Below are 20722 nucleotides of genomic sequence, written 5' to 3' on the forward strand. Positions count from 1 at the left end.
GTCCTCACAGATCGTGGCGCTGTTTCGTCGGTCATGGTGAGGGACCCGACCGCGAGGAGCCGATCATGACCGACCCCCACCTGTCCGAGGTGATGAGTGAGCGCCGCCAGCTGCTCAATCTGGCGTACCGGCTGCTCGGATCGCTGGCCGAGGCCGAGGACGTGGTGCAGGAGACATATGCGCGCTGGTACGCGATGAGCGAACAGCGCCGCGCCGAGGTGACCGCGCCCGGTGCCTGGCTGACGACGGTGGCGGGGCGCATCTGTCTCGACCTGCTCGGCTCCGCCCGGGCCCGCCGGGAACGCTATGTGGGCGAATGGATTCCGGAACCGGTCCCCGGCCGTTCCGACTTCTTCGGCGGCACCGCAGCGCCCGACCCCGCCGACCGGGTGACGCTCGACGAGTCGATCAGCATGGCCTTTCTGGTCGTGCTCGACTCCATGACCCCCGCCGAGCGAGTGGCCTTCGTATTGCACGACGTGTTCCGCTACTCCTTCGCCGAAGTGGCCGAAGTGGTCGGGCGCACCCCGGCCGCGTGCCGTCAGCTCGCCTCGAGCGCCCGCCGCCGCATCGATACCTCGCCACGCCCACCCGAAACCGCGCGTGCCGAGCTGGTGCGCAGCTTCAAACGGGCCTGGGAGGCGGGCGATATCGAGGCCCTCGTGGGCTTGCTCGACCCGGCCGCGGTCGCGACGGCGGACAGCGGTGGGCTGGTCCCCGCTTTCCGGGAGCCGCTGGTCGGCAGCGGCGAGATCGCGACGGCGTGGATCCACATCGCCACGCGGTTGTCGACAGTGGTGCTGGTGGAGCGCATGGTGAACGGGCAGCTCGGCCTGGTCGCCGAGGCCGACGGGACGGTCGTCTCGGTCTACTCGTTCGACATCGTCGACGATCGGATCAGCCGGATCTGGGTGATGCGGAATCCGGAGAAGCTGCGCGCGTGGACAGACTAGGGATCGTGGCGGGGAACGCGGCCGTCCACGTCGGTGAATCCGTACTCCTCGGCCAGATCGGCGACCTTCCACGGTTTCCCGGTGCGTGCGAGCCGGTCGGGGTCGGCGGCTAGGGCGACAACGGCCCGGCCGGGAAACCTCGGTGTCTCGGCGGCGTTCAGATCGAAGGTTCCCTCGCCGGGCAAGGTCACCAGGCGACGGCCCTGGTCGTCGGCGGGAACCATCTGCAGCAGTTCGGTATTCACGATGCCGGGCCACAGGGATACCGCGGTGGTCGCGGTGCCGTCGAGATCGTGGGCGAGGTCGGCGGTCAGCCGGTCGAGAGCGGTCTTGGCGACCCCGTACACCGCGTTGTGCAGGTAGCGCTGCGAACCGGGGGAGGAGATATTGACGATCAAACCCTTCGACTCGATCAGCAGTGGCGCGGCGAAAACGCTTGCCGCGTAATGGGATCGGACGCCGATATCGAAGGTCTCGTCCCAGGCCGCAGGCGGTACCTCCCAGAATTTGCGGCCGAGCCAGCGGGCGGCGGCGGGGGAGTTGTAGACATTGTTCACCAGTACGTCGAGGCGCCCCTGTTCGGCGCGCACCCTGGTGAACAGATCCTCGACCGCCCCGTCGTCGCGATGATCGCAGACCACCGCCACGCCGAGCCCGCCGAGGGCGGTCACCTCGGCGGCGGTGTCGTGCACGGTGCCGGGGAGCCTGCCCGCGGTGGTCGTGCGGCCGGTGACGTACACCGTCGCCCCCGCCGCGCCGAGTTCCTGGGCAATGCCTTTGCCGATGCCGCGGCTGGCTCCGGTCACTACCGCGACCCGTCCGCCGAGAATCTTGGGTGTTCCGCTCATGGCCTCGGGACACTACCTTGAAATAGGAACACGTTCTAGATTCTTGGAGGCGCTGGTGGAACTTCGGCATCGATTCCTGGACGCCGGCGACGTCCGGCTACATGTGACCGAGCAGGGGCAGGGGTATCCGGTGGTGTTCTGCCACGGCTTTCCGCACACCGGCTACATCTGGCACCGCCAGCTCGCGGCCGTCGCCGAGGCCGGCTTCCACGCGATGGCGCCCGATCTGCGCGGTTACGGACGCACGCAGGCGCCCGACGATGTCGAGGCGTACACGAATGCGGCCGTGATCGGCGATCTGCTCGCCCTGCTCGACGACATCGGCGCGCGGCAGGCGGTTTTCGTCGGCCTGGACTTCGGTGCTCAGTTGGTGTGGGAGTTGTCGTTGCGTGCGCCCGAGCGAGTGGCCGCCGCGGTGGTGCTGAACAATCCCTTCGCGCCGCGCCCGCCCCGTCCGCCGTCCGATTTCTGGACCAAGGCCGCCCAGCGCCACTTCCTGCACCTGTCCTACTTCCAGGAACCCGGTCGTGCCGACGCCGAACTCGCCGAGCGTTCCCGCGAATTCCTGGCCAGGGTCTACTACTCGCTCTCCGGGGACTATCACTACCTCGACACCTGGAAGAATCCGCCGGGGCTCGGCTATCTCGATGTCCTGCCGAAAGCCCCCGACCTGCCGTGGTCCTGGCTCAGCGAGTCCGAATTCGACACGCTGGCCACCGAATTCGAGCGCACCGGGTTCACCGGCGGCCTCAACTGGTATCGCAACCTCGACCGCAACTGGCAGCTCACCGAGTCGCTGGCCGACTGTCGCGTGACCGTCCCGACCTACTTCCTCTACGGCGAGAACGACCCCGACATGGAGGGTTTCAGCGGCCGGGACCCACTGGCCACGCTGCGCGCCGATGTCACCGATCTCCGTGCGGTAGTGCAGGTTCCGGGGGCGGGGCATCTGGTCCATCTGGAACGCACGGACCCGGTGAACGAGTTCGTGCTCAGCGCGCTCGGTGACCTGCCGCCGCGGCCGTAGCATGTCGGTTCAGCGTGCGCGGTCGTATACGAGGGCGAGCTCGCCGGATGTACCGGCGGTGTGGCTGGTCAGTGTCCACCGGGAAGCCGGCAGGCCGTCGGTGAAGAACAGCGCGCCGCCCCCGGCGATTTCGGGAACGATCATCAGATGCAGGCGGTCGATCAGATCGGCGGCGAGGAGGTCGGCCACGATCGTCGGACTGGTGTTGACCAGGATGTCGCCGGTGCCGGAGCTCTTCAAGTCGGTGATCACCTCGGCGGCGGGCGCGTTCACGACGCGCGTTCGCTCCCAGGGTGATTCGGTGAGCGTGCTCGACAGCACCACCTTGTCCACGTCGACGAGCCACTTCGCGTAGGCGCGGTCGCGCGGGTCGGCGTTCTCGTCGGCGGCGACGGTCGGCCAGTAGCCGAGGAATCCTTCGGCGTTGCTGCGCCCGAGAACCGCGGTTGTGGCGTCGGCGTGAATCCCGCTGAGGTAGTCGCGGGCGGTTTCGGTGCTCGCGTAGGTGACGATGGGGCCGAGATCGGCCGGGCCGACCGGGCCGTGGTAGCGGCCGTCGAGGGTGAGGCTGATGTTGGTGGTGACGCGGCGAGTGCTCATGATCGGGCTTTCCTGTCGAGGTTGTCGAGGACCTGGGACCAGCCGGTTTCGATACCGGCGATGAAAGAGGCTGCCGCCACCGTGGTTTCGGCGACGACGAGGTCGAGCCGGAATCTGGTCCCGGACCCGTCGTGCTCGAAAGTGAGGGTGTAGTGGCCGGTGAAGGAGACTTCGCCTGCCGCGTCGAGTACCGACAGGTCGAAGGTGAGGCGGTGGTGTTCGTCGGCCTCGACGACTCGTCCGGCCGACCGATAACGCCCGCCGTCGTCGTCGCGGTAGTCGAGCACCACCCGGCCGCCGGGAAACGGCTCGATCCGGCAGTCGGTGACCGTCATCGACGGCGGCACCCACCACTTCGCGAGCAGATCCTGATCCACCCAGTGCCGCCACAGCACCTCGGGCGCGACCACGAACGTCCGCTCGAAGGTGAAGCTGCGCCCGTCGGCCCACCGATCATGCTGTGCGGCAGCGGTTTCGGCTTCGATAGCGGCCAGATAGCGTTCCACCACATCCCGCTCGTCGGCGTGCTCCTCGATGGTCGCGAGCAGCGCGCGCAACCGATTGTCGAGCTCCCGCAACGGGCCGGGTTCCACGGCGTAGACCCGGCGCTGCCCGAGCGGGAACACCGAGACGAGACCCGCCTTGGCGAGGGTTTGGAGGTGCTTGGTCGTCTGCGGCTGACGCAACCCGGTGTGGGTGGCGAGTTCGCCGACCGACCGAGGCCGCTGCGCGAGGAGTTCGACGATGCGCCACCGTGCGCTGTCGCCGAGTGCGGCTGCGATCTCTTCCATGGCCAGAAGTATTCACTGTGAAGAATATTCCTGTCAAGGAATAGAACTGTGGCCCCCGGCTTGTCAGCTGGGGGCCACAGTTCGAAGAGGGGAGCCGGATCAGTCGCGGAAAGCGTCCTTGACCTTCTCGCCGGCATCCTTCAGGTTGGACTTGGCCTGGTCGCCGCGGCCCTCGTTCTGCAGATCGCGGTCGTCGGTGGCCTTGCCGGTCGCTTCTTTGGCCTTGCCGGCCAGCTCTTCGGCCTTGTTCTTCGCCTTGTCTGCCAAGCTCATGGCATTCCTTCCGGACAGAACGCTCGACCACAGGTGATCGATGGGCCATCCTTGGGACCCACGGAGCGTCTACCCGGGGCCACCGAACACAAACAGGCCTAGGTGAGAAGGTCGGCCAGATCACCGATCACCACATCGGCGCCCGCGGCACGCAGGGCGGCCGGGCCCGTGCCGCGATCGACCCCGATCACCCGGAAACCGCCTCGGCGACCTGCCTCGACGCCCGATACCGCGTCCTCGAGGACGATCGTCTCCGCGGGTTCCACACCCAGTGCCTCGGCGGCGGCGAGAAACATCGCCGGATCGGGCTTGCCCGCGAGCCCGTCCCGCTCGGCGACGGTGCCGTCGACGATCACCGCGAATCTGCCGAGCAGTCCGGCGGTGTCGAGCACCAGCACCGCGTTGCGCGAACTGGATACCACTCCCATCGGAATTCGCAGCGCCGCAAGAGCGTTGACCAGACGCAGCGAGCCGTCGAACACGTCGACCCCGTCCCGGTGCACGATCTCGGTGAATCGCCCGTTCTTCCGGTTGCCGAGGCCGTGCACGGTGGCTGCCTCGGGCAGGTCGTCGACGGTGCCGTCGGGTAATCGTAGCCCGCGCGAGGACAGCACCGCTCGCACACCGTCGATCCGTGGTTTGCCGTCGACGAGGTCGTAGTAGTCGTCGTCGGTGAACGGCGCGACCTGTGGTGGCAGGAACTCGGTGAACAGGGTGGTCCACGCGCGGCGGTGCACGGCGGCGGTATCGGTCAGTACCCCGTCGAGGTCGAACAGCACGGCGGCGGCCTGCTGTACGGCTACCCGCTCGGTCATGAGGCGACGCTTTCGGGCGCACGCACCTCGACGACCTCACCCGGCCACACCCGCACGGGGTCTTCCCACACGGTGATGGTTTCGGCGGGGCCGTCACCGATCAGCTCGAACCGGGCGTCGTGGTGGCCGAGGTCGGCGCGCACCACCCGCCCGCGCCAGTGCACCGAGAACCGCAACCGCTGCCACGACGACGGCAGCGCGGGGGCGAACCGCAATCCCTCGCGGGTGGCCTGGAACCCGCCGAACCCATGCGTGGCGACCTGCCAGGTGCCCGCCGCCGACGCGATGTGCATGCCCTCTTCGGTATTGCCCTGATTGTCGTCGAGATCGACGAATGCCGCACGGCCGAAGTACCTTTCGGCCGTGTCCGCCTCGCCCACCCGCAAGCCGACGATGGCATGGATGGAGGGGCTCAGCGACGATTTGTGCAGGGTGCGCGCCTCGTAGAACAAGTAGTTCTGCCTGCGCGTCTCGAGCGAGTACTCCTCGGGCAGCAGGTGCATGAGCATCACCACGTCGGGCTGTTTGAGCAGTGCGGTGTCCTCACAGTTGAAATGGTCGAAACCCGCCGGGTATCGCGGCATGTCGTTGTCGTCCCATTCGGTGATGGGGACAACGGTGCGATCGAAATAGCCGTCGAACTGCTCGATCACCCCGCAGTCGGGGTCGACCGGCACGCGGATTCGCCGGGCCGCATCCACCCATTGCTCGGCTTCGGCCGCCGACAGCCCCAACGATTCGGCATGGGCGGCAAGCAGTTCCGGCTGTTCGGCGGCCATCCTGCGATAGACCGCCGCGGCCTGTTCCAGGTGCCAGCGCACCAGCCGGTTGGTGAAGGCGTTGTTGTCGACGTGGGAATGGAATTCGTCCGGCCCCATCACCGTTCGCAACACCAGCGCAGCGCCCTCGGGTTCGCATCGCTGTACCCAGTAGCGGGCGGTCTCGAACAGGATCGGCGCGCCCTCGGTGAAGAGGTAGGTGTCGTCGCCGGTGACCTCGGTGTAGCGCATGATGGCGTACGCGACGTCGGCGGTGACGTGCAGTTCCTCCTCCCTGGTGTAGAAGCGGCCCGAGCCGTCGTGGGTGTACTGCGGGCATTCCTCGCGGCCCGTGTCCGCCGATTCCCACGGGAAGCGGGCACCGGTGGCGCCGTTGTCGGCGGCGACCTCACGGGCGCCGGGCAGGGTGTGGTGGCGGTAACCGAGCAGGGCACGAGCCGCCCGCGGCTGGGTGAACAGGAAGAACGGCAGCAGCATGATCTCGGTGTCCCAGAAGACGTGGCCGCGATACCCTTCGCCGGACAGCGACTTGGCGCCGATGCTCACCGTGGGGTCGTCAGGATTGGCGGCGATGAGCAGGTGATAGACGGCGAAGCGCAATGCCTGGGTGACGCGGTCGTCGCCGACCACCTCGCAGTCCGATTCGGCCCACAACCGTTCCCACGCCGCCGCGCTCGCCGCACTCGCCTGGTCGAAATCGGTGACCCGTGCGACGGTCGCTCGCGCCCGATCGCCCGGTGCCGCAGCGGCTTCCGGATCTCGACTGGTGGCGACGCCGACGAATTTGTCGACGCCGATCGTCTCGCCCGCCGACACGGCGAAGTCCGCTTCAACCGCGATCGACTCATGAGTGCGCACCTCCACCCGGCGGTCGGGTGTCGACGGCAACTCGGTGCGCAACGCGTAGGCCAGGTCGACACCGCTGTCGATCGTCCGGCATTCGAGCATTCCGGCGCCCTCGGTGAATCCGGTTCCGGTGGACCGCAAGTGGGTGGACAGCGCCCACTTGTCCCACTTGCGGTCGTACCCGAACTCGGTGTCCGCACGGTAGGTGGGCAGCCGCTCGAGATTGCGCCGGTGCCCGTCGATTCCGGTGCGGATCGTCACCGTGGCCGCGCGATCCCGTGCGGTCACCCGAACCCGCAGGCAGCACAGATCACGATCGGCCATACTCGCGAAACGTTCGGTGCGCAGCACGAATCGCGCACCGTCGGGCAGCGCGAATTCGGTCTCGCGGGTGAGGACTCCGCGGCGCAGGTCGAGCTCGCGGTGATGGCGAAGCACCGCCGCCGATTCGGTGTCGAGCCGGGTTCCGTCGGCGAACACCTCGGTGACCAGCCAGTCCGGCGCGTTCACCAGGTCGACGACCGGCGCGTCGAAGGCGTCGTACACCCCGGCCAGAAATGTGCCGGGCAGCGAGCCGGTATGCCGCTCCTCGAGCGAGCCCCTGGTACCGAGGCGGCCGTTACCGACGGTGAAAATGGTCTCGAAGTAGTTGGCGCGGTGCGGATTCCATTCGTTCTCGACAACGGTCCACGGGTTCATGGCGGCCCTCCGGGAGGTGATCGAAGGTGCGGATCAGGCGGTCGCGGTCGGATGCTGGTAGCCGGTGGCCTCGTCCATGTCCTCGAGCGATTTGCCCTTGGTCTCGGGCACGAACCTGGCGACGAACAGCAGCGACAGCAGCGCGAACACCGCGTACATGCCGTAGGCGAAACCCAGCGAGAACGTCTTCAGGCTGGGGAAGCTGACCGTGATCGCCCAGTTGGCCGCCCACTGACCGGCGGCGGCGAGCGAGAGGGCCGCCCCGCGAATGCGATTCGGGAACATCTCACCGAGCAGCACCCAGACCACCGGACCCCAGCTCATCCCGAAGAACACCACGAACAGATTGGCCGCGACGAGCGCGAGGACACCGGGTACACCGGTCAGGTGCGGTTCGAGCACCCCCTCGGCGTTGGGCACCTGCGGCGCGGTCCCGAAGCACACCGCCATGGTGGCCAGGGTGATGGTCATGCCGATGGAACCGGTGAGCAGCAGTGGTCTGCGCCCGACCTTGTCGACCAGCATGATCGCCACGATGGTGGTGGCGATATTGACCACCGAGGTGAACACACTGATCTGGAACGAGCTGGATTCCTCGAAACCCACCGCCTCCCACAGCACGTTCGAGTAGTAGAAGATCACGTTGATGCCGACCGCCTGCTGGAACACCGAGAGCATCAGGCCGATCCAGACGATCGGGTAGATCTTGCCAGCGGGATTCTTCAGATCTCGCCACGACGGTTTGGTCTCACCCTCGAGGCTGTGCTCGATGCGCCCGATGGTGACCTCGAGGTTGCGCTGGCCGAACAGCGTCGACAGCACGCTGCGTGCTTCGGGAATCCGATGGGTCGCCACGAGGAAGCGCGGCGATTCGGGGATCGTCGAGGCGAGCAGGCCGTAGATCACGGCCGGAACCGCCATCGACAGGAACATCCACCGCCAGGCTTCGAGCCCGAACCACAGCTGCTCGCCCGCGCCGCCGGCCAGATGGGCCAGGACGTAGTCGACCAGCAGGGACAAGAAGATACCGAGCACGATCGCGAGCTGTTGCAGCGAGCCGAGCCGGCCGCGAATGTCGGCGGGGGAGGTCTCGGCGATGTAGGCGGGCGCGATCACCGAGGCCACGCCGACACCGAGCCCGCCGATGACGCGGCCGAGTACCAGCACCCACAGCTCGGGGGCGAAGGCCGTGCCGATCGCGCTGATCAGGAACAGCAGGGCGGCGATCTTCATGACCTTGATTCGGCCGATGCGGTCGGCGATGCGGCCCGCGGTCATGGCACCGGCCGCGGCGCCGAGCAGCGCCGAGGCGACGGCGAAGCCGAGCGCGGCGTCGGCGACGTCGAATTCGTCCTGAATCGCGGCGACGGCGCCGTTGATCACGGCGCTGTCGTAGCCGAACAGCAAACCGCCGAGCGCCGCTACCGACGCGATGCGGACGACCTGCCCGTTACTCGCGGAGTCGCCGTCCGGCAGGTCCGGCCGGTTGGTTGTCGCGCCACCCTCATGCATCGGTCCGATCCTCTCCGCGGCGAGACGTGTGCCTCGCGGGCCGACCGTGAACGCGGGTCACGGCCAAGCCATCCGAATGGAACTGTGTACAGGCGGAACTCTCCGCCGATTGTCGCACTCCCACAGGCGCACCGGCCGTCACGCGCGCCGCGCCCGGGCGAGCCGTCGTCGTATTCGACCGGCCGAATTCGGGTAAAGCGGGCAACGAGGCCCGGATTGCCGGGCCCTTGCGAAGGAAGGCGAACGATGACGCTACGGAGGAAGGCCTGCGCCACGGCGCTCGCCGTGGCCGCGCTCGGCACGCTCGCGGCAGGATGTGCCGAGGCGGAGAAGGCGGTCAACAAGGGTGGGGACACCCCGTGCAGTGAATTCACCGCGCAGGACACGGACAAGAAGCGCACCACCGTCACCAAGTTCCTCGAGCAGGAACGTGGCGAGGACGCGCAGATCGATCAGAACACCATCGACCTGTCGATCGGCGCGATCGACCTGATGTGCAGTGCCCAGGCGAACCCGGACACGCCCATCAAGGAGGCCGATCTCACGGGTGCGCTGGTTCCGAAGTAACCCGATGCGGCACAACGCCGGGGCCGCAGTGTGATTCAGGGACGATGGCGCTGCTCGTAGGCGGCCCGGTCGGCATCGGCGCGACGACGTTGCGCTGCGAAGGCGAGTTCGGGATCGAACCCGTGGCTGACCAGCCGGTGCCTGCGGTAGACGTACACCAGTGCGACGGTGAAGTAGATCAGCGGCAGATACAGCAGCGCCATCATCGACAATCCGATCCACAGCGGCCCCGGCGTCAACAGGAACAGGCACAGCAGCGGCAGCACCGGAACCAGGATGCGCAGCAGATAGCGCCGCGTCGCGCCGGGGCCGGTGAGGTCGGCGAGCACCCAGTCCGACATCGACGGCGGCAAGGTGGCACCGCCGATGTAGCGCAGGCGCTGCCAGAGGTTCGGGGTGGTCATCGGTTCTGCCTCGATTCCTCGGCGCGGCGTGCGGCAGCGTTCACCCGGCCGAGCACATCGCGCAGTTCTTCCAGTTCGGCCAGGCTCACGCCGAGTCGTTCCACCACCGCGGGCGGGATGCGTTCGGCCTCGGTACGCAGCGCTCGCCCGGTCGCGGTGAGGTCGATCAGGAGGGTTCGCTCGTTGTTCGGGTCGCGGCGGCGGGTGATGAGCCCGGCGGACTCGAGCCGTTTGAGCAGCGGTGACAGTGTGGCCGAGTCGAGCTGGACGGCATCGGCGACGGCTTTGACCGACATCGGCGTCTGGCCCCACAGCGCGAGCATCACCAGGTACTGCGGATGGGTCAGGCCCATCGGCTCGAGCAGCGGGCGGTAGACGGCAAGGACCGAGCGGTTGGCCACGGCGAGGGCGAAACACACCTGCCGATCCAGCCGCAGCGGGTCGTCGATCTCGGTCACGCAGACAGGTTAGCCCATGAACAGTTAGTGCACAAAGTGTCTGTTGTTTGGCTCACTCACCTGCGGGTATCGTCCCACCACGCTCGTTCACGCCGGTGGAGGAGGATCGCCGTGGGTAGGCCCGCACAGGTACCGACCGTCGGAGTCGAAGAGGAGTTCCTGCTCACCGACCCCGTCAGCGGCGCGCCCGCACCGAAGAACATCGACGTCGCCGCGACCGCCGAGAAGGCAGGCCTAGATCTGCAGCTCGAGCTGACCAGCTGTCAGGTGGAGACCAGCACCGGCGTGCACACCGACATCGGTGAATTGCTCACCGAACTTCGCACCTCGCGCCGGCGGGTCGCCGAATGCGCCGCACAGCACGACGCCTCCCTGCTCGCGGTCGCCGTGCCGCCGACGGTTCCCGAGGGGTACCCGGTCACCGATACGCCGCGCTACCAGCGCATCGCCCACACCTTCGGCATGATCGCCCACGAGCAGGGGCTGTGCGGGTGCCATGTGCACGTCGGTGTGCCCGACCGGGCGACGGCGGTACAGGTGAGCAACCACGTGCGTCCGTGGTTGCCGGTACTGCTCTCGCTCACCGCGAATTCGGCGATCTATCGTGGCCGCGAGACCGGGTACGCGAGCTGGCGCAGCATTCTGTGGCGGCGCTGGCCGAGCGCGGGACCGCCACCGTATTTCTCCTCCTTGGACGAGTACGAGGCGATCGTGGCGATGATGCTCGCCAGCGGAAGCATCCTCGACAACAAGATGGTGTATTGGGACATCCGCCTGTCGGAATCCTTTCCCACGGTCGAGGTCCGGGTCAGTGACGTGCCCGCGACGGCGGAGGAGTCGGCGCTGCTCGCCGCGCTGATCCGGGGGATCGTGAGCACTGGATTGGACGCGATCGCCCGCGACGAACCCGCCACGGCGGTCCCGAGCGAGGTGCTGCGCGCGGCGTACTGGAACGCCGCGCACTCCGGCTTCTTCGGTGACGGGCTCGATCCCATCGAGGGCAGAGTGTTGCCACATCGCGAACTGCTCGCCGAGCTCATCGAACGGATCGGCCCCGCGTTGCGCGAGGCGGGTGACCTCGAGTTCGTGACGGGTGCGGTCGCCGCCCTGACCGAGCGCGGCAACGGCGCTTTTCGTCAGATGCGTGCTCTACGCTCGCGACACGAAATCGCCGATGTGGTCACGGAGTCGGCGAAAGCCACCCTGGAAGGATGCCCATGAGCCGCCACGTACAGATCACCTTCGACGCGCACGACCCGCGAGCGCTGTCGATCTTCTGGCGCGAAGTGCTCGGTTACGTGCACCCCGGCCCGCCCGGTGTAGAACTTCCCGAGGGCGCCGACCCGCTCGCTGCGTGGGACGAGTTCCTCACCCGTATCGGAGTGCCCGCCGAGGAACACAATTCGCGCTCGGCGATCGAGGACCCCGAGGGGGAAGGCCCGCGCGTGTTCTTCCAGCGGGTGCCCGAGGACAAGGTCGCCAAGAATCGCGTCCACCTCGACGTGCGCGCCGCGCCCGGCCTCCAGGGTGAGCAGCGCATGACCGCCCTGGAAGCCGAATGCGAGCGCCTGGTCGCCCTCGGTGCCACCCGCCTGCGGCGTTTCGAGCCGGAACCGCCCATGAGCGCCGGGTTCATCGTGCTGGCCGATCCCGAGGGCAACGAGTTCTGCCTGGACTGACCTGCTCAGACCAGATCGCGGGGTATCCGGCGGTGCCAGTTCTGTGAGTACACCCTGTTGCGCAGTGAGCGCGGGTCGGTGGGCGAGTCCTCCAATTCGTAGGCGTCGAGCTGGGCGTCGATGACGAATTCGTCGGCGGTGCAGCGCAAGACGGTGTCGGTGACCACCTCGGTTCGCCACTCGTCGCGTTCCAGGCGGCGCACGGTGCGCGTCTGCCCGCGCACGGAGGTGACGTCGTTGTCCTGGAAACTGAACCATTCCGTGGTGGCGCGGCGCACCGAGGTCCCGATGTCGTCGAGCACGATCGTGCCCTGGTCGTTCTCGATCTCCAGGGTCGACACCCCACTGGCCAGATCGCGCTCGACCTTCCAATGGTGTTGTCCCGGTTCGACATGCGTCGCGGGCGCGGGCGGCGCGGCCTCCGGTTCCCCGAAGGGGTGAAGGGGCGCGTCCTCGGCGCGCGGCGCGCGTTGCGGAAGGGTCAGTGTGCTCGTGCCGGTATTGATCGTGAGCATCACCGGTTCCGGCGACGGCCAGGCCAGCGGCCAGTACGACGACGACACCGAAAGCCGGATCCGGTGTCCGGGCGGGAAGGAATGCGCGATTCCGTTGAGCGGCAGGTGAACCCGATAGGTGCGTCCCGGTTCGAGCGGACGTGGTTCGGCGCTGCCGTCGCGGTGGGTGAGGTTGAGCAGGCCGTAGGTGACCCGGGTCGCCTCGCCGTTGGGTGCGACGTCGGAGAGCCGGGCGGCCAGCATCGCGTTCGGGCGGTCCGCCGAGACCTCGAGGTCCAGGGTCGGCAGGCCGAGGATCTCGCACGGCTGGTCGAGGGGCTCGGTCTCGAACACCAGTGAGCCACCGTCCTCGTCGCGCTGGTCCGACGGCAGGTCCGGAGTCGCGGCGTAGGACGCCCACTTGCCCGCGAACATGCCGACACTCAGCGGCGACTGCAGGCGCAGGTGACGCGTCGGGGCCGGCTCCTCGCCGAGGGCGTAGCGGTCGAGCACGAACCGGCGGGGTTCGATGTTCGGTGAGGGCCAGCTCGGCTCGCCCACCCAGCGGCCGGGGCGGTCCTCGTAGGACGGGTGCGGGGAAACGCTGTCCTGCAACCACACTCGCAGCATCGGTTCGTCCATGATGGCGGTGTCGCGGCCCTTGAGCCAGTGATCCCACCACCGCACCATCTCCTGCAGGAACCCGATGGCCGGACCGGGTACGCCGAGATGGGGATACTTGTGCCCCCATGGGCCGATCAACCCCAGGCGCGGTACATCGAGGTGCTCGAGCAGGCGGAAGATCGCATTGGTGTACCCGTCGGCCCAGCCGCCGACGGCGAGCACGGGACACCGCACAGCGCTGTAGTCCTCGTTCACCGAGGCGCGCTTCCAATAGTCGTCGCGGCGTTGGTGTTCCAGCCACTGTTCGATCCACAGTCCGCTGCCCGCGAGACGTTCGTGCCACATCTCGCGCCACCGGTCGCCGACGATCGCCGGGTCCGGCGGGAGGCTGTTGAAGGCGAACATCACCGTCGCCTCGGACAGGTTGTCCGACAGCAGGCACCCGCCCATGTAGTGCATGTTGTCGACGTAGAGATCCTCCGTCGCCGAGGCACTGACGACGGCTTTGAGCGCGGGCGGCCGGTGCGCGGCGACCTGCAGGCTGTTGAAACCGCCCCACGAGATGCCCATCATGCCCACGTTGCCGTCGCACCAGGGCTGTTCGGCAAGCCACGCGATGACGTCGTAGGCGTCGTCGTGCTCGGCGCGCAGGTACTCGTCGTGGAGCACACCGTCGGAGTCGCCGCTGCCGCGCAGATCCACCCGCACCGACACATACCCGTGGCCCGCGAGGTAGGGATGGTTCAGCGCGTCACGGCCGCGGGTCAGGTCCCGCTTGCGGTACGGGATGTACTCGAACACCGCGGGCAGCGGTTCCTCGGTGACCGGTCGCCAGATGCGGGCCGCCAGCCGGGCGCCGTCGCGCATCGGGATGAAAACGTTCTCGGTGACCCGCACCTCGTACGGGAACGACTCGACCGTGTGCACTCAATCGACCTCCTCGAATTCGAACGGCAATGCCTCGAGACAGTCCTGGTAGCGCTGCTCCAACTCGTCGTGGTCGGCGGCGCCGAGATAGAGGGTGGCCAGTTTGTAGCGGTAGGGGTCCTGGTTGGGCAGCTCCGAGAGCCGCTCACCAGGGGCCACATCGATGTTCACCACCGTGTCGGGGAACCTGCGGCGCAGGGCGTCGATCTGCGACTGGTCGGGCACGCGGGTGACGACACCGTCCTCGTAGCGCGGCACCATGCATTGCGCGGCGACGGCGAAACGCCCCTTGCGGTGGGGCATTTCGGGGGTGCGCCCGAGCGCGACGTCGAGGGCGACGGCGTGGTTGGCGGTGCCGTCGACCTTGACGAACAGGTCGCTGTGGGACTGCGAGATGCGGGTGTTGATCTCGATCAACCACAACTTCCCGGTGTCGGCGTCCCACATGAACTCGGAGTTGAAGCAGCCGTTGTCGTATCCGACGTGGCGCAGATAGCGTTCGCTGACCTCGATCATGGTGTCGCGCACCGACTCCGGCACCGTGTGTGCCGGGTAGTCCAGGTGGGCGAAGCTGTGCCCGGTGGCGTCCTTGCGCATGTCGAAAACGCCGTGTACCCGGTACTCACCGGCGGCCATCGACCCCTCGGGCGCTGCCTGGGTTCCGGTGACGATCTGCTCGGCCAGGCAGGTGCGGCCACCGGCCACGCGCACGTCCGCCGGCACCGTCACCCGGGCGAGGGCCTGGTCGAACGGGTCGGCGATGCGGCCGATCTCGGCGCGGATGGTCTCGGTCGCCGTCGCGAATTCCCCGGGATCGTGTACCTCGAAACCCAGTTGGGAGGAGTGGGCCTTCACCGGCTTGACCCAGAACGGGAAATCGAGATCGATGCCGTCGAGGGCGTTCGGGTCGAAGGGGTCGAACGCGCGGAAATCCGGAACGCATTCGGGTACCGACTCGCGTTGCAGCATCCGGCTCCACAATTTGTGCTCCGAACGCAGCACGCTCTCGAGGCTGGGCGCGGGCAGACCACGTTCCGCGGCGAGGATGGGCACGATCACACTCGTGGGGAAATCCCAGTGGGCGATGATGGCGTCCACCGAGCCGTCGAAGGCATCCAGTTCGGCGCGGGCTCGGTCGAGCAACTCGTCGAAATCGAACTCCTCGGCCTCGACCAGCGAGTCGTAGTCGAGCAGTCCGTGCAGGCGCAGGCCGCCGGGAATCTCGACTGTGCTGATCTCGGCTCGCTGTAACTCGGTCAGACCGGGGACGAAAACATTCTTCATTGGTGGCGTCTAACCGGAACGGGCGGTCCGAAACAGGGGGTGACCCTGCGATCACCGGTCGTTTCCCGGCGGCGGTTCAGGGAACGCGCGAGCAGTGAGATGTGCACGGCGAGGACAGGTGGTCGGTGGATGACGGAAGTGACGATCGGTGTACTCGCCGATCCCGACCTGGCCACGCGGCTCGCCCGCTCGCTGCGCGAGGACCTGCCGGATGAACTCGCCCGGGTCGTCGGCGAGCAGGTCGATTGGCGGGTGCTCGTCAACGACGATCCGTTCGAGGCGATGTATCCCGACAGCGTCCACCTGATCGACAAGGCCCGCGAATACGTCCGGGAAACCACCTGGGACCTGGCGTTGTGCATCACCGACCTGCCTTTGCGCGACGGGCGATCGGTGTTGGTCGCCGATATCGACCCGACGCATCAAGTCGCCCTCATCTCGCTGCCCGCGCTCGGTGGGATCCGGCTGCGGCAGCGGTTGCGTGAGCTCGCGGTGCGAATCGTCGAAGCCTTGCGCTCGCGTCGCTCGGCCGCGCTGACGCGACCGGATGCGCGTGGGCTGCGAGTGGTGGAGCAGGGCGGCGAATTGCGATTGGTGCGGTCGGTACGGTTCGGCTCGCTGTTCCTGCTGGCGGGGATGGTGCGCGCGAACCGGCCGTGGCAGCTGGTGGTCGGGTTGTCGTCGGCGCTGGCCGGTGCCATGGCCGGAACGGCGTTCGGGGTGCTGTACTCCTCGATCTGGCTGCTGGCCACGGCGATGGGGCCGCTGCGCTTGACGGGAATCACGGTGTCGGCGCTGGTCGCCTTGTCGGCGTGGATCATTGCCGGGCACGGGCTGTGGGAGCGACGGATACACGGCCGCGACGATCGGTATCTGGCGTTGCGCAACGCGGGAACCGTGAGCACCGTCGCCGTCGGCACGATCGTGTTCTTCCTCGCGCTGTACTCGATCACCCTGGTCGCGGTGGCCGTCGTCATTCCGCCGGACTACCTGACCAGCACTCTCGGCCGCCCGTGTGGCCCCTCCGACTACCTGACGATCGCCCTGATGGCGACGGTACTCGGCACGGTGGCAGGCGCGGTCGGCTCGGGCCTCGAAGACGACGTGACCGTACGCAAAGCCACCTACGGCTACCGCGAACAAGAGCGTCGCCGGGTCGCCGAAGACCAGCGTCGAGCCCGAGAGCCATAGGCGCACAGCATGATCGGGACTGTGTCGGATCACGGGGCAACTGACCGGGCGTCGTCGGGGAGACCACCGGATATCCTCGATACCGGTGGTGGTGAAGGGGCGCCCACCGGGACGGAGCGCTGGCTGATGGGCGTCAGGGCAGTGGCACGACGGCTGGTCGTCGCCGTTGCGGCGGTCGTCGTCGTTGCGGCGTGTGCGAACGAGCAGGCGAGTGCGCCGACCTCGCCGATCGCCTCTTCGACCGCGCCGAGCCGGTCCGAGGGCGTACCCGATCTCGGGGTGCCCGAGGTGGTCGCGCAGGGAATCGAGGTGCCGTGGGGACTGGCCTTCCTCCCCGACGGCACCGCGCTGGTGGCCGAACGGGACTCCGGGCGGATTCTGCGGGTGGTACCGGGCCGCACTCCTGAGCCGTTCTTCGAGGTGCCGGGTGTGGTGGCGCGCGGGGAGGGCGGCCTGCTCGGTCTCGCCGTCCGCGACGACTACGTGTACGCCTACTTCACCGCGTCCGACGACAATCGCATCGTCCGATTCCGGCCGGGCGGGCCGGTGGAGGTGGTGTTCAGCGGAATCGCCAAGGCGGGCAATCACAATGGCGGGCGCATCGCGTTCGGGCCCGACGGCATGCTGTATGTGGGCACCGGGGATGCCGGGCAGCCGTCGCGGTCGCAGGATCCCGGCAGTCCGAACGGCAAGATTCTGCGGCTGACAGCCGAGGGTGCGCCCGCACCGGGAAACCCGACGCCCGGTTCATCGGTTCTGAGCACGGGGCACCGCAATGTGCAGGGTTTGGCCTGGGACCGGAACGGCACGCTGTACGCGGCGGAGTTCGGGCAGAACCGCCTCGACGAGATCAACCGCATCGAACCCGGCCGCAACTATGGGTGGCCCGACGTCGAAGGCGGGGGCGGCGCCGACCGGGGTTTCACCGATCCGCTGCTCACCTGGGGGACCGACGAGGCCTCACCATCGGGTATCGCCATCGCGGGCGACACCCTCTACGTCGCCGCCCTGCGCGGCGAAAGGCTCTGGACGGCAACCTTTTCCGGTGCAGACCTGACCGCGCCCCGGGACTACCTGCGTGACACCTACGGCCGCCTGCGCACAGTCGCTGTCGCCCCCGACGGCGCCCTCTGGCTCACCACCTCCAACACCGACGGCCGCGGCGACCTCCGCGACGGCGACGATCGGCTCCTGCGCTTCCCGGCCCGCTGACCGACCCATCGATATTCCGATGTCCGATATCGGCAAGCCTATTGGTCATCGGATGCGGCCCGGCCTACCTTCGGGTGGCGGAACCGTTCGACAGGCGGTCTCCCCACTCGGCCCGAAGGAGCTTCGATGGCTAAATTTCTGTTCGTGATGACCGGCGCGGATCACTGGACCCTGGCCGACGGCACCGAGCACCCCACCGGCTACTGGGCCGAGGAATTCGTGGCACCCTACGAGGCCTTCACGGGGGCGGGCCACCAGATCGTGGTCGCCACCCCCGGTGGTGTCGTGCCACCCGTCGACACGGGCAGCCTCGAGGCGGAGGTCAACGGCGGCGCCGCCGGTGCGCAGCGCGTCAGGGAGGTGATCGAGGGCGCGAAGGAACTGCGCGATCCGGTGCGACTGGAAGATGTCGACCTGTCCGAATTCGATGCCGTCTACTATCCGGGCGGCCACGGCCCGATGGAAGACCTTGCGGTGAACAAGGATTCGGGCGCACTCCTCAACACTGCCCTCGCCTCGGGCAAGCCCCTGGCCGTCGTCTGCCACGCACCCGCCGCGCTGCTGGCCACCACGGGCGATGCGGGCGTCTCACCGTTCGCCGGGTACCGACTCACCGGCTTCAGCAATGCCGAGGAATCCCAGGCCGGCCTCGCGGACAAGGCGAAATGGTTGCTCGAGGACCGCCTCGTCGCGCTCGGTGCCGACTACACCCCGGGCGAACCCTGGGCGCCGCACGTTGTCACCGACCGCAACCTGTTCACCGGTCAGAACCCCGCCTCCTCGGCCCCGCTGGCCGCCGCGGTCCTCAAAGCTCTCGCCTGACCCGGTCAGGCGTCGGCGCGGGCGGTGATGTCCCAGCGGGCCCGCGCCGACAGCACCTCGGCGCGGTGCCGCGCCGACCACTCGGCGACCACGTCGAGGACCGTGAGCAAGCTGCGTCCGACCGGTGTCAGGGTGTACTCCACCTGCACCGGCACCGTCGGATAGATCCGGCGGGCCACCAGGCCGTCGCGTTCGAGCCGGCGCAGGGTCACCGTGAGCATGCGCTGGGAGATGCCGGGCACGCTCCGGTGCAGTTGCAGAAAGCGCCGTGCCCCACCGATCAGCTCGGTGATCACCAGTACCGACCACTTGTCGCCGATCCGGTTCAGCACGTCGCGCACCTCGCACGCCGCATGGCGCAGATCCGGTGCACACCGGTCGGCGACCAGCATCGTGCCACCGCCGGTCCGATCGAAATCGTCGTGTCGAAGCATCCAATTTTCCTGACCTCGGGCTGTATCGCACCAGCTTGACGGCGCGAACAGCCCGGAACAACGACGATCTTCTCGCCGCAGCGGTAAGCCGGGCTTACCGATTGGAGGTGGCCTCGGCCGCTGTCGCGGCCTCGAGCACGGGCTCGGTGAACCGTTCCGGGTGGATCAGGGGCAGATAGTGTCCGGCACCGGCGACGACGATCAGGCGGCCGTCGCGGCATTGCCGCAGGAATCGGCGCTCCTGCACGCGGAAGTGATCGTGGCGGCCGTTGACCAGGGATATCGGCCCCGTGTAGGAGCCGAGGGCGGCAAGCACGTCGAATTCGCTCAGTTCGTCGACGACATCGGGGATGGCCTCGGTCGCGATACCCGCGGCCTCGACGGCGCGGGCGACGGTCGGCGGAAGGACGCGGTCGAACACGCGTGAGCTCGCCCGGTGGCCACCGTCGGGCTGCCGCGACAGCACTCGATGCATCACAGTGAACGGTGTCATCAGCGTTCGCGTCGGCACGCACGTCGAACCCGCGACCACGAGCCCCGCCACCTTCGCCGGAGCCATGTCCGCGGTGGCGATACCGACGTACCCACCCAGCGAATGTCCGACGACCAGGGCGCGCCCGCCGACGGAATCTATCGCTTCGCACACGGTTTCGGCCGATCCGGCGACGGTGAACCGTTCACCGCGTCGGCGCCCGTGGCCGGGCAGGTCCACAGTGGTGACAGGGCGCACCCGGCCGACGCGGTCGGCGACCAACGTCCAGGCTGCCCCGCTCATCCGAATTCCATGGACGAAAACAACCGGTAGACGATCCGACATCAGCTACCCCTCCTCAGTTAATGCAACGCAACGTTGCGTTGCAAAGGTACCTCCACTGGAAGGGCAACGCAACGTTGCGTTGTATTGTTGGGCCGGTGACGACCTCGGGCCCGCGAAAAGCCGAAACCATCTACCTCTGTGCGCTGGAGTTGCTGGCCCGCGACGGCTACGACGATCTGACGATGGAGGCGGTCGCCCGGCAGTCCGGTGTCAACAAGACAACGCTCTACCGCTGGTGGCCGTCGAAGGACGCGCTGCTCGCCGCGGCGCTGACTGTGGCCGCGCCCCTGCGCATTTCGATTCCCGACACCGGCGGCTTCGCGGGCGACCTCACCGCGCTCGGGCTCGAGATCGGCCGGCTGCTGACCGCCGAGGACACCTCACCCATCGTCACCGCGGTCCTGTCCGCGTCGGCCTCACGCCCCGAACTCGCCTCGGTGGGGTATCGCTTCTTCCGCGATCGCCTCGAACGCGAGCAGGTGATCTTCGACCGCGCCGTCGCACGGGGTGAGATCCCGGCCGGACTCGATCCGGCGCTCGTCGTCGACCTGCTCGCGGGTGCGTTGTGGACGCATCTCGTGCTGCGCGGTGAAGGGTTCAGCGAGTCGTACGTGCGCGCGGTGGTGGGTGTCATCGTGCACGGGACGAGCTCGCGTCCGGCGTGAT

The 20722-nt window shown here is 68.0% G+C and carries 22 protein-coding genes; 9 read left to right on the top strand and 13 right to left on the bottom strand.

Annotation, left to right across the window (positions count from 1 at the left end):
- Positions 1-65 precede the first annotated feature (65 nt).
- Entirely contained in the window at positions 66-953 is an 888-nt protein-coding gene (sigJ, locus tag AB0I35_RS25660; RefSeq protein ID WP_357398856.1) for an RNA polymerase sigma factor SigJ, read from the top strand.
- Here the strand turns inward: sigJ and AB0I35_RS25665 are convergent.
- Entirely contained in the window at positions 950-1801 is an 852-nt protein-coding gene (locus tag AB0I35_RS25665; RefSeq protein ID WP_357398857.1) for an SDR family NAD(P)-dependent oxidoreductase, read from the bottom strand. The two genes, sigJ and AB0I35_RS25665, sit on opposite strands and share 4 nt — an antisense overlap.
- 55 nt (positions 1802-1856) lie before the next feature.
- Between AB0I35_RS25665 and AB0I35_RS25670 the strand changes: the two genes are divergently transcribed.
- Complete coding sequence (locus AB0I35_RS25670; protein ID WP_357398859.1) at positions 1857-2828, top strand: alpha/beta hydrolase; 972 nt, start codon at positions 1857-1859, stop codon at positions 2826-2828.
- Positions 2829-2837: 9 nt separating this feature from the next.
- On the opposite strand, the gene AB0I35_RS25675 is transcribed toward AB0I35_RS25670, so the two are convergent.
- The 6 genes from AB0I35_RS25675 to AB0I35_RS25700 all read right to left on the bottom strand — a co-directional run bounded on the left by AB0I35_RS25675 (position 2838) and on the right by AB0I35_RS25700 (position 9143).
- A complete protein-coding gene (locus AB0I35_RS25675) occupies positions 2838-3428 on the bottom strand; it encodes a dihydrofolate reductase family protein (protein ID WP_357398860.1) in 591 nt (196 codons plus the stop codon).
- Positions 3425-4219, bottom strand: a complete 795-nt coding sequence (locus tag AB0I35_RS25680) for a metalloregulator ArsR/SmtB family transcription factor (protein ID WP_357398862.1) — start codon at positions 4217-4219, stop codon at positions 3425-3427. Before AB0I35_RS25680 ends, AB0I35_RS25675 begins: the two co-directional genes overlap by 4 nt.
- A gap of 99 nt (positions 4220-4318) precedes the next feature.
- The gene (locus tag AB0I35_RS25685; protein WP_067494014.1) at positions 4319-4492 is read right to left on the bottom strand and encodes a CsbD family protein; all 174 of its coding nucleotides are present in this window, start codon (positions 4490-4492) and stop codon (positions 4319-4321) included.
- Between the two features lie 98 nt (positions 4493-4590).
- Entirely contained in the window at positions 4591-5307 is a 717-nt protein-coding gene (locus tag AB0I35_RS25690; RefSeq protein ID WP_357398863.1) for a beta-phosphoglucomutase family hydrolase, read from the bottom strand.
- On the bottom strand, positions 5304-7631 hold the full coding sequence (locus AB0I35_RS25695) for a glycosyl hydrolase family 65 protein (RefSeq protein WP_357398865.1): 2328 nt from the start codon (positions 7629-7631) through the stop codon (positions 5304-5306). Before AB0I35_RS25695 ends, AB0I35_RS25690 begins: the two co-directional genes overlap by 4 nt.
- A 33-nt stretch (positions 7632-7664) precedes the next feature.
- On the bottom strand, positions 7665-9143 hold the full coding sequence (locus AB0I35_RS25700) for a sugar porter family MFS transporter (RefSeq protein WP_357398866.1): 1479 nt from the start codon (positions 9141-9143) through the stop codon (positions 7665-7667).
- Positions 9144-9389: 246 nt separating this feature from the next.
- On the opposite strand from AB0I35_RS25700, the gene AB0I35_RS25705 reads away from it, so the two are divergent.
- Complete coding sequence (locus tag AB0I35_RS25705; RefSeq protein WP_181698652.1) at positions 9390-9710, top strand: hypothetical protein; 321 nt, start codon at positions 9390-9392, stop codon at positions 9708-9710.
- 35 nt (positions 9711-9745) lie between these two features.
- On the opposite strand, the gene AB0I35_RS25710 is transcribed toward AB0I35_RS25705, so the two are convergent.
- Complete coding sequence (locus AB0I35_RS25710) at positions 9746-10114, bottom strand: DUF5313 family protein (protein ID WP_067639812.1); 369 nt, start codon at positions 10112-10114, stop codon at positions 9746-9748.
- The gene (locus AB0I35_RS25715) at positions 10111-10572 is read right to left on the bottom strand and encodes a MarR family transcriptional regulator (RefSeq protein WP_357398867.1); all 462 of its coding nucleotides are present in this window, start codon (positions 10570-10572) and stop codon (positions 10111-10113) included. The genes AB0I35_RS25710 and AB0I35_RS25715 overlap by 4 nt, the downstream gene beginning before the upstream one ends.
- Positions 10573-10683: 111 nt before the next feature.
- On the opposite strand from AB0I35_RS25715, the gene AB0I35_RS25720 reads away from it, so the two are divergent.
- Positions 10684-11793 carry a glutamate--cysteine ligase gene (locus AB0I35_RS25720; RefSeq protein WP_357398868.1) on the top strand — a complete coding sequence of 370 codons (1110 nt, stop codon included), beginning with the start codon at positions 10684-10686 and terminating at the stop codon, positions 11791-11793.
- A complete protein-coding gene (locus tag AB0I35_RS25725; protein ID WP_357398870.1) occupies positions 11790-12251 on the top strand; it encodes a VOC family protein in 462 nt (153 codons plus the stop codon). The genes AB0I35_RS25720 and AB0I35_RS25725 overlap by 4 nt, the downstream gene beginning before the upstream one ends.
- A 5-nt stretch (positions 12252-12256) precedes the next feature.
- Here the strand turns inward: AB0I35_RS25725 and AB0I35_RS25730 are convergent, their stop codons facing one another.
- Together AB0I35_RS25730 and AB0I35_RS25735 are read right to left on the bottom strand one after the other, a co-directional pair.
- Positions 12257-14296: a CocE/NonD family hydrolase gene (locus AB0I35_RS25730; RefSeq protein WP_357398871.1), complete on the bottom strand. Its 2040-nt coding sequence runs from the start codon at positions 14294-14296 to the stop codon at positions 12257-12259.
- Positions 14297-15580, bottom strand: coding sequence for a hypothetical protein (locus AB0I35_RS25735; RefSeq protein WP_357398872.1), 1284 nt, complete (start codon positions 15578-15580; stop codon positions 14297-14299).
- Positions 15581-15709: 129 nt separating this feature from the next.
- Here AB0I35_RS25735 and AB0I35_RS25740 point away from each other — a divergent pair, with 129 nt between their 5' ends.
- The 3 genes from AB0I35_RS25740 (at position 15710) to AB0I35_RS25750 (ending at position 18805) form a co-directional block, all read left to right on the top strand.
- A complete protein-coding gene (locus AB0I35_RS25740; protein ID WP_357398874.1) occupies positions 15710-16771 on the top strand; it encodes a hypothetical protein in 1062 nt (353 codons plus the stop codon).
- A 126-nt stretch (positions 16772-16897) separates the two neighbouring features.
- Positions 16898-17983 (top strand): PQQ-dependent sugar dehydrogenase, encoded by a 1086-nt coding sequence (locus AB0I35_RS25745; RefSeq protein ID WP_357398875.1) that lies wholly within the window; start codon positions 16898-16900, stop codon positions 17981-17983.
- Between the two features lie 126 nt (positions 17984-18109).
- Entirely contained in the window at positions 18110-18805 is a 696-nt protein-coding gene (locus AB0I35_RS25750; protein WP_357398876.1) for a type 1 glutamine amidotransferase domain-containing protein, read from the top strand.
- 5 nt (positions 18806-18810) lie between these two features.
- On the opposite strand, the gene AB0I35_RS25755 is transcribed toward AB0I35_RS25750, so the two are convergent.
- Both AB0I35_RS25755 and AB0I35_RS25760 read right to left on the bottom strand, forming a co-directional pair.
- Complete coding sequence (locus tag AB0I35_RS25755; RefSeq protein ID WP_357398878.1) at positions 18811-19239, bottom strand: helix-turn-helix domain-containing protein; 429 nt, start codon at positions 19237-19239, stop codon at positions 18811-18813.
- A gap of 94 nt (positions 19240-19333) precedes the next feature.
- Positions 19334-20056 carry an alpha/beta hydrolase gene (locus AB0I35_RS25760; protein ID WP_357398879.1) on the bottom strand — a complete coding sequence of 241 codons (723 nt, stop codon included), beginning with the start codon at positions 20054-20056 and terminating at the stop codon, positions 19334-19336.
- Between the two features lie 95 nt (positions 20057-20151).
- Between AB0I35_RS25760 and AB0I35_RS25765 the strand changes: the two genes are divergently transcribed.
- Positions 20152-20721, top strand: coding sequence for a TetR/AcrR family transcriptional regulator (locus tag AB0I35_RS25765; protein ID WP_357398880.1), 570 nt, complete (start codon positions 20152-20154; stop codon positions 20719-20721).
- Position 20722 lies beyond the last annotated feature (1 nt).

The sequence above is a fragment of the Nocardia sp. NPDC050378 genome (assembly GCF_040655675.1).
In the GTDB taxonomy this organism is placed as follows: domain Bacteria; phylum Actinomycetota; class Actinomycetes; order Mycobacteriales; family Mycobacteriaceae; genus Nocardia; species Nocardia coubleae.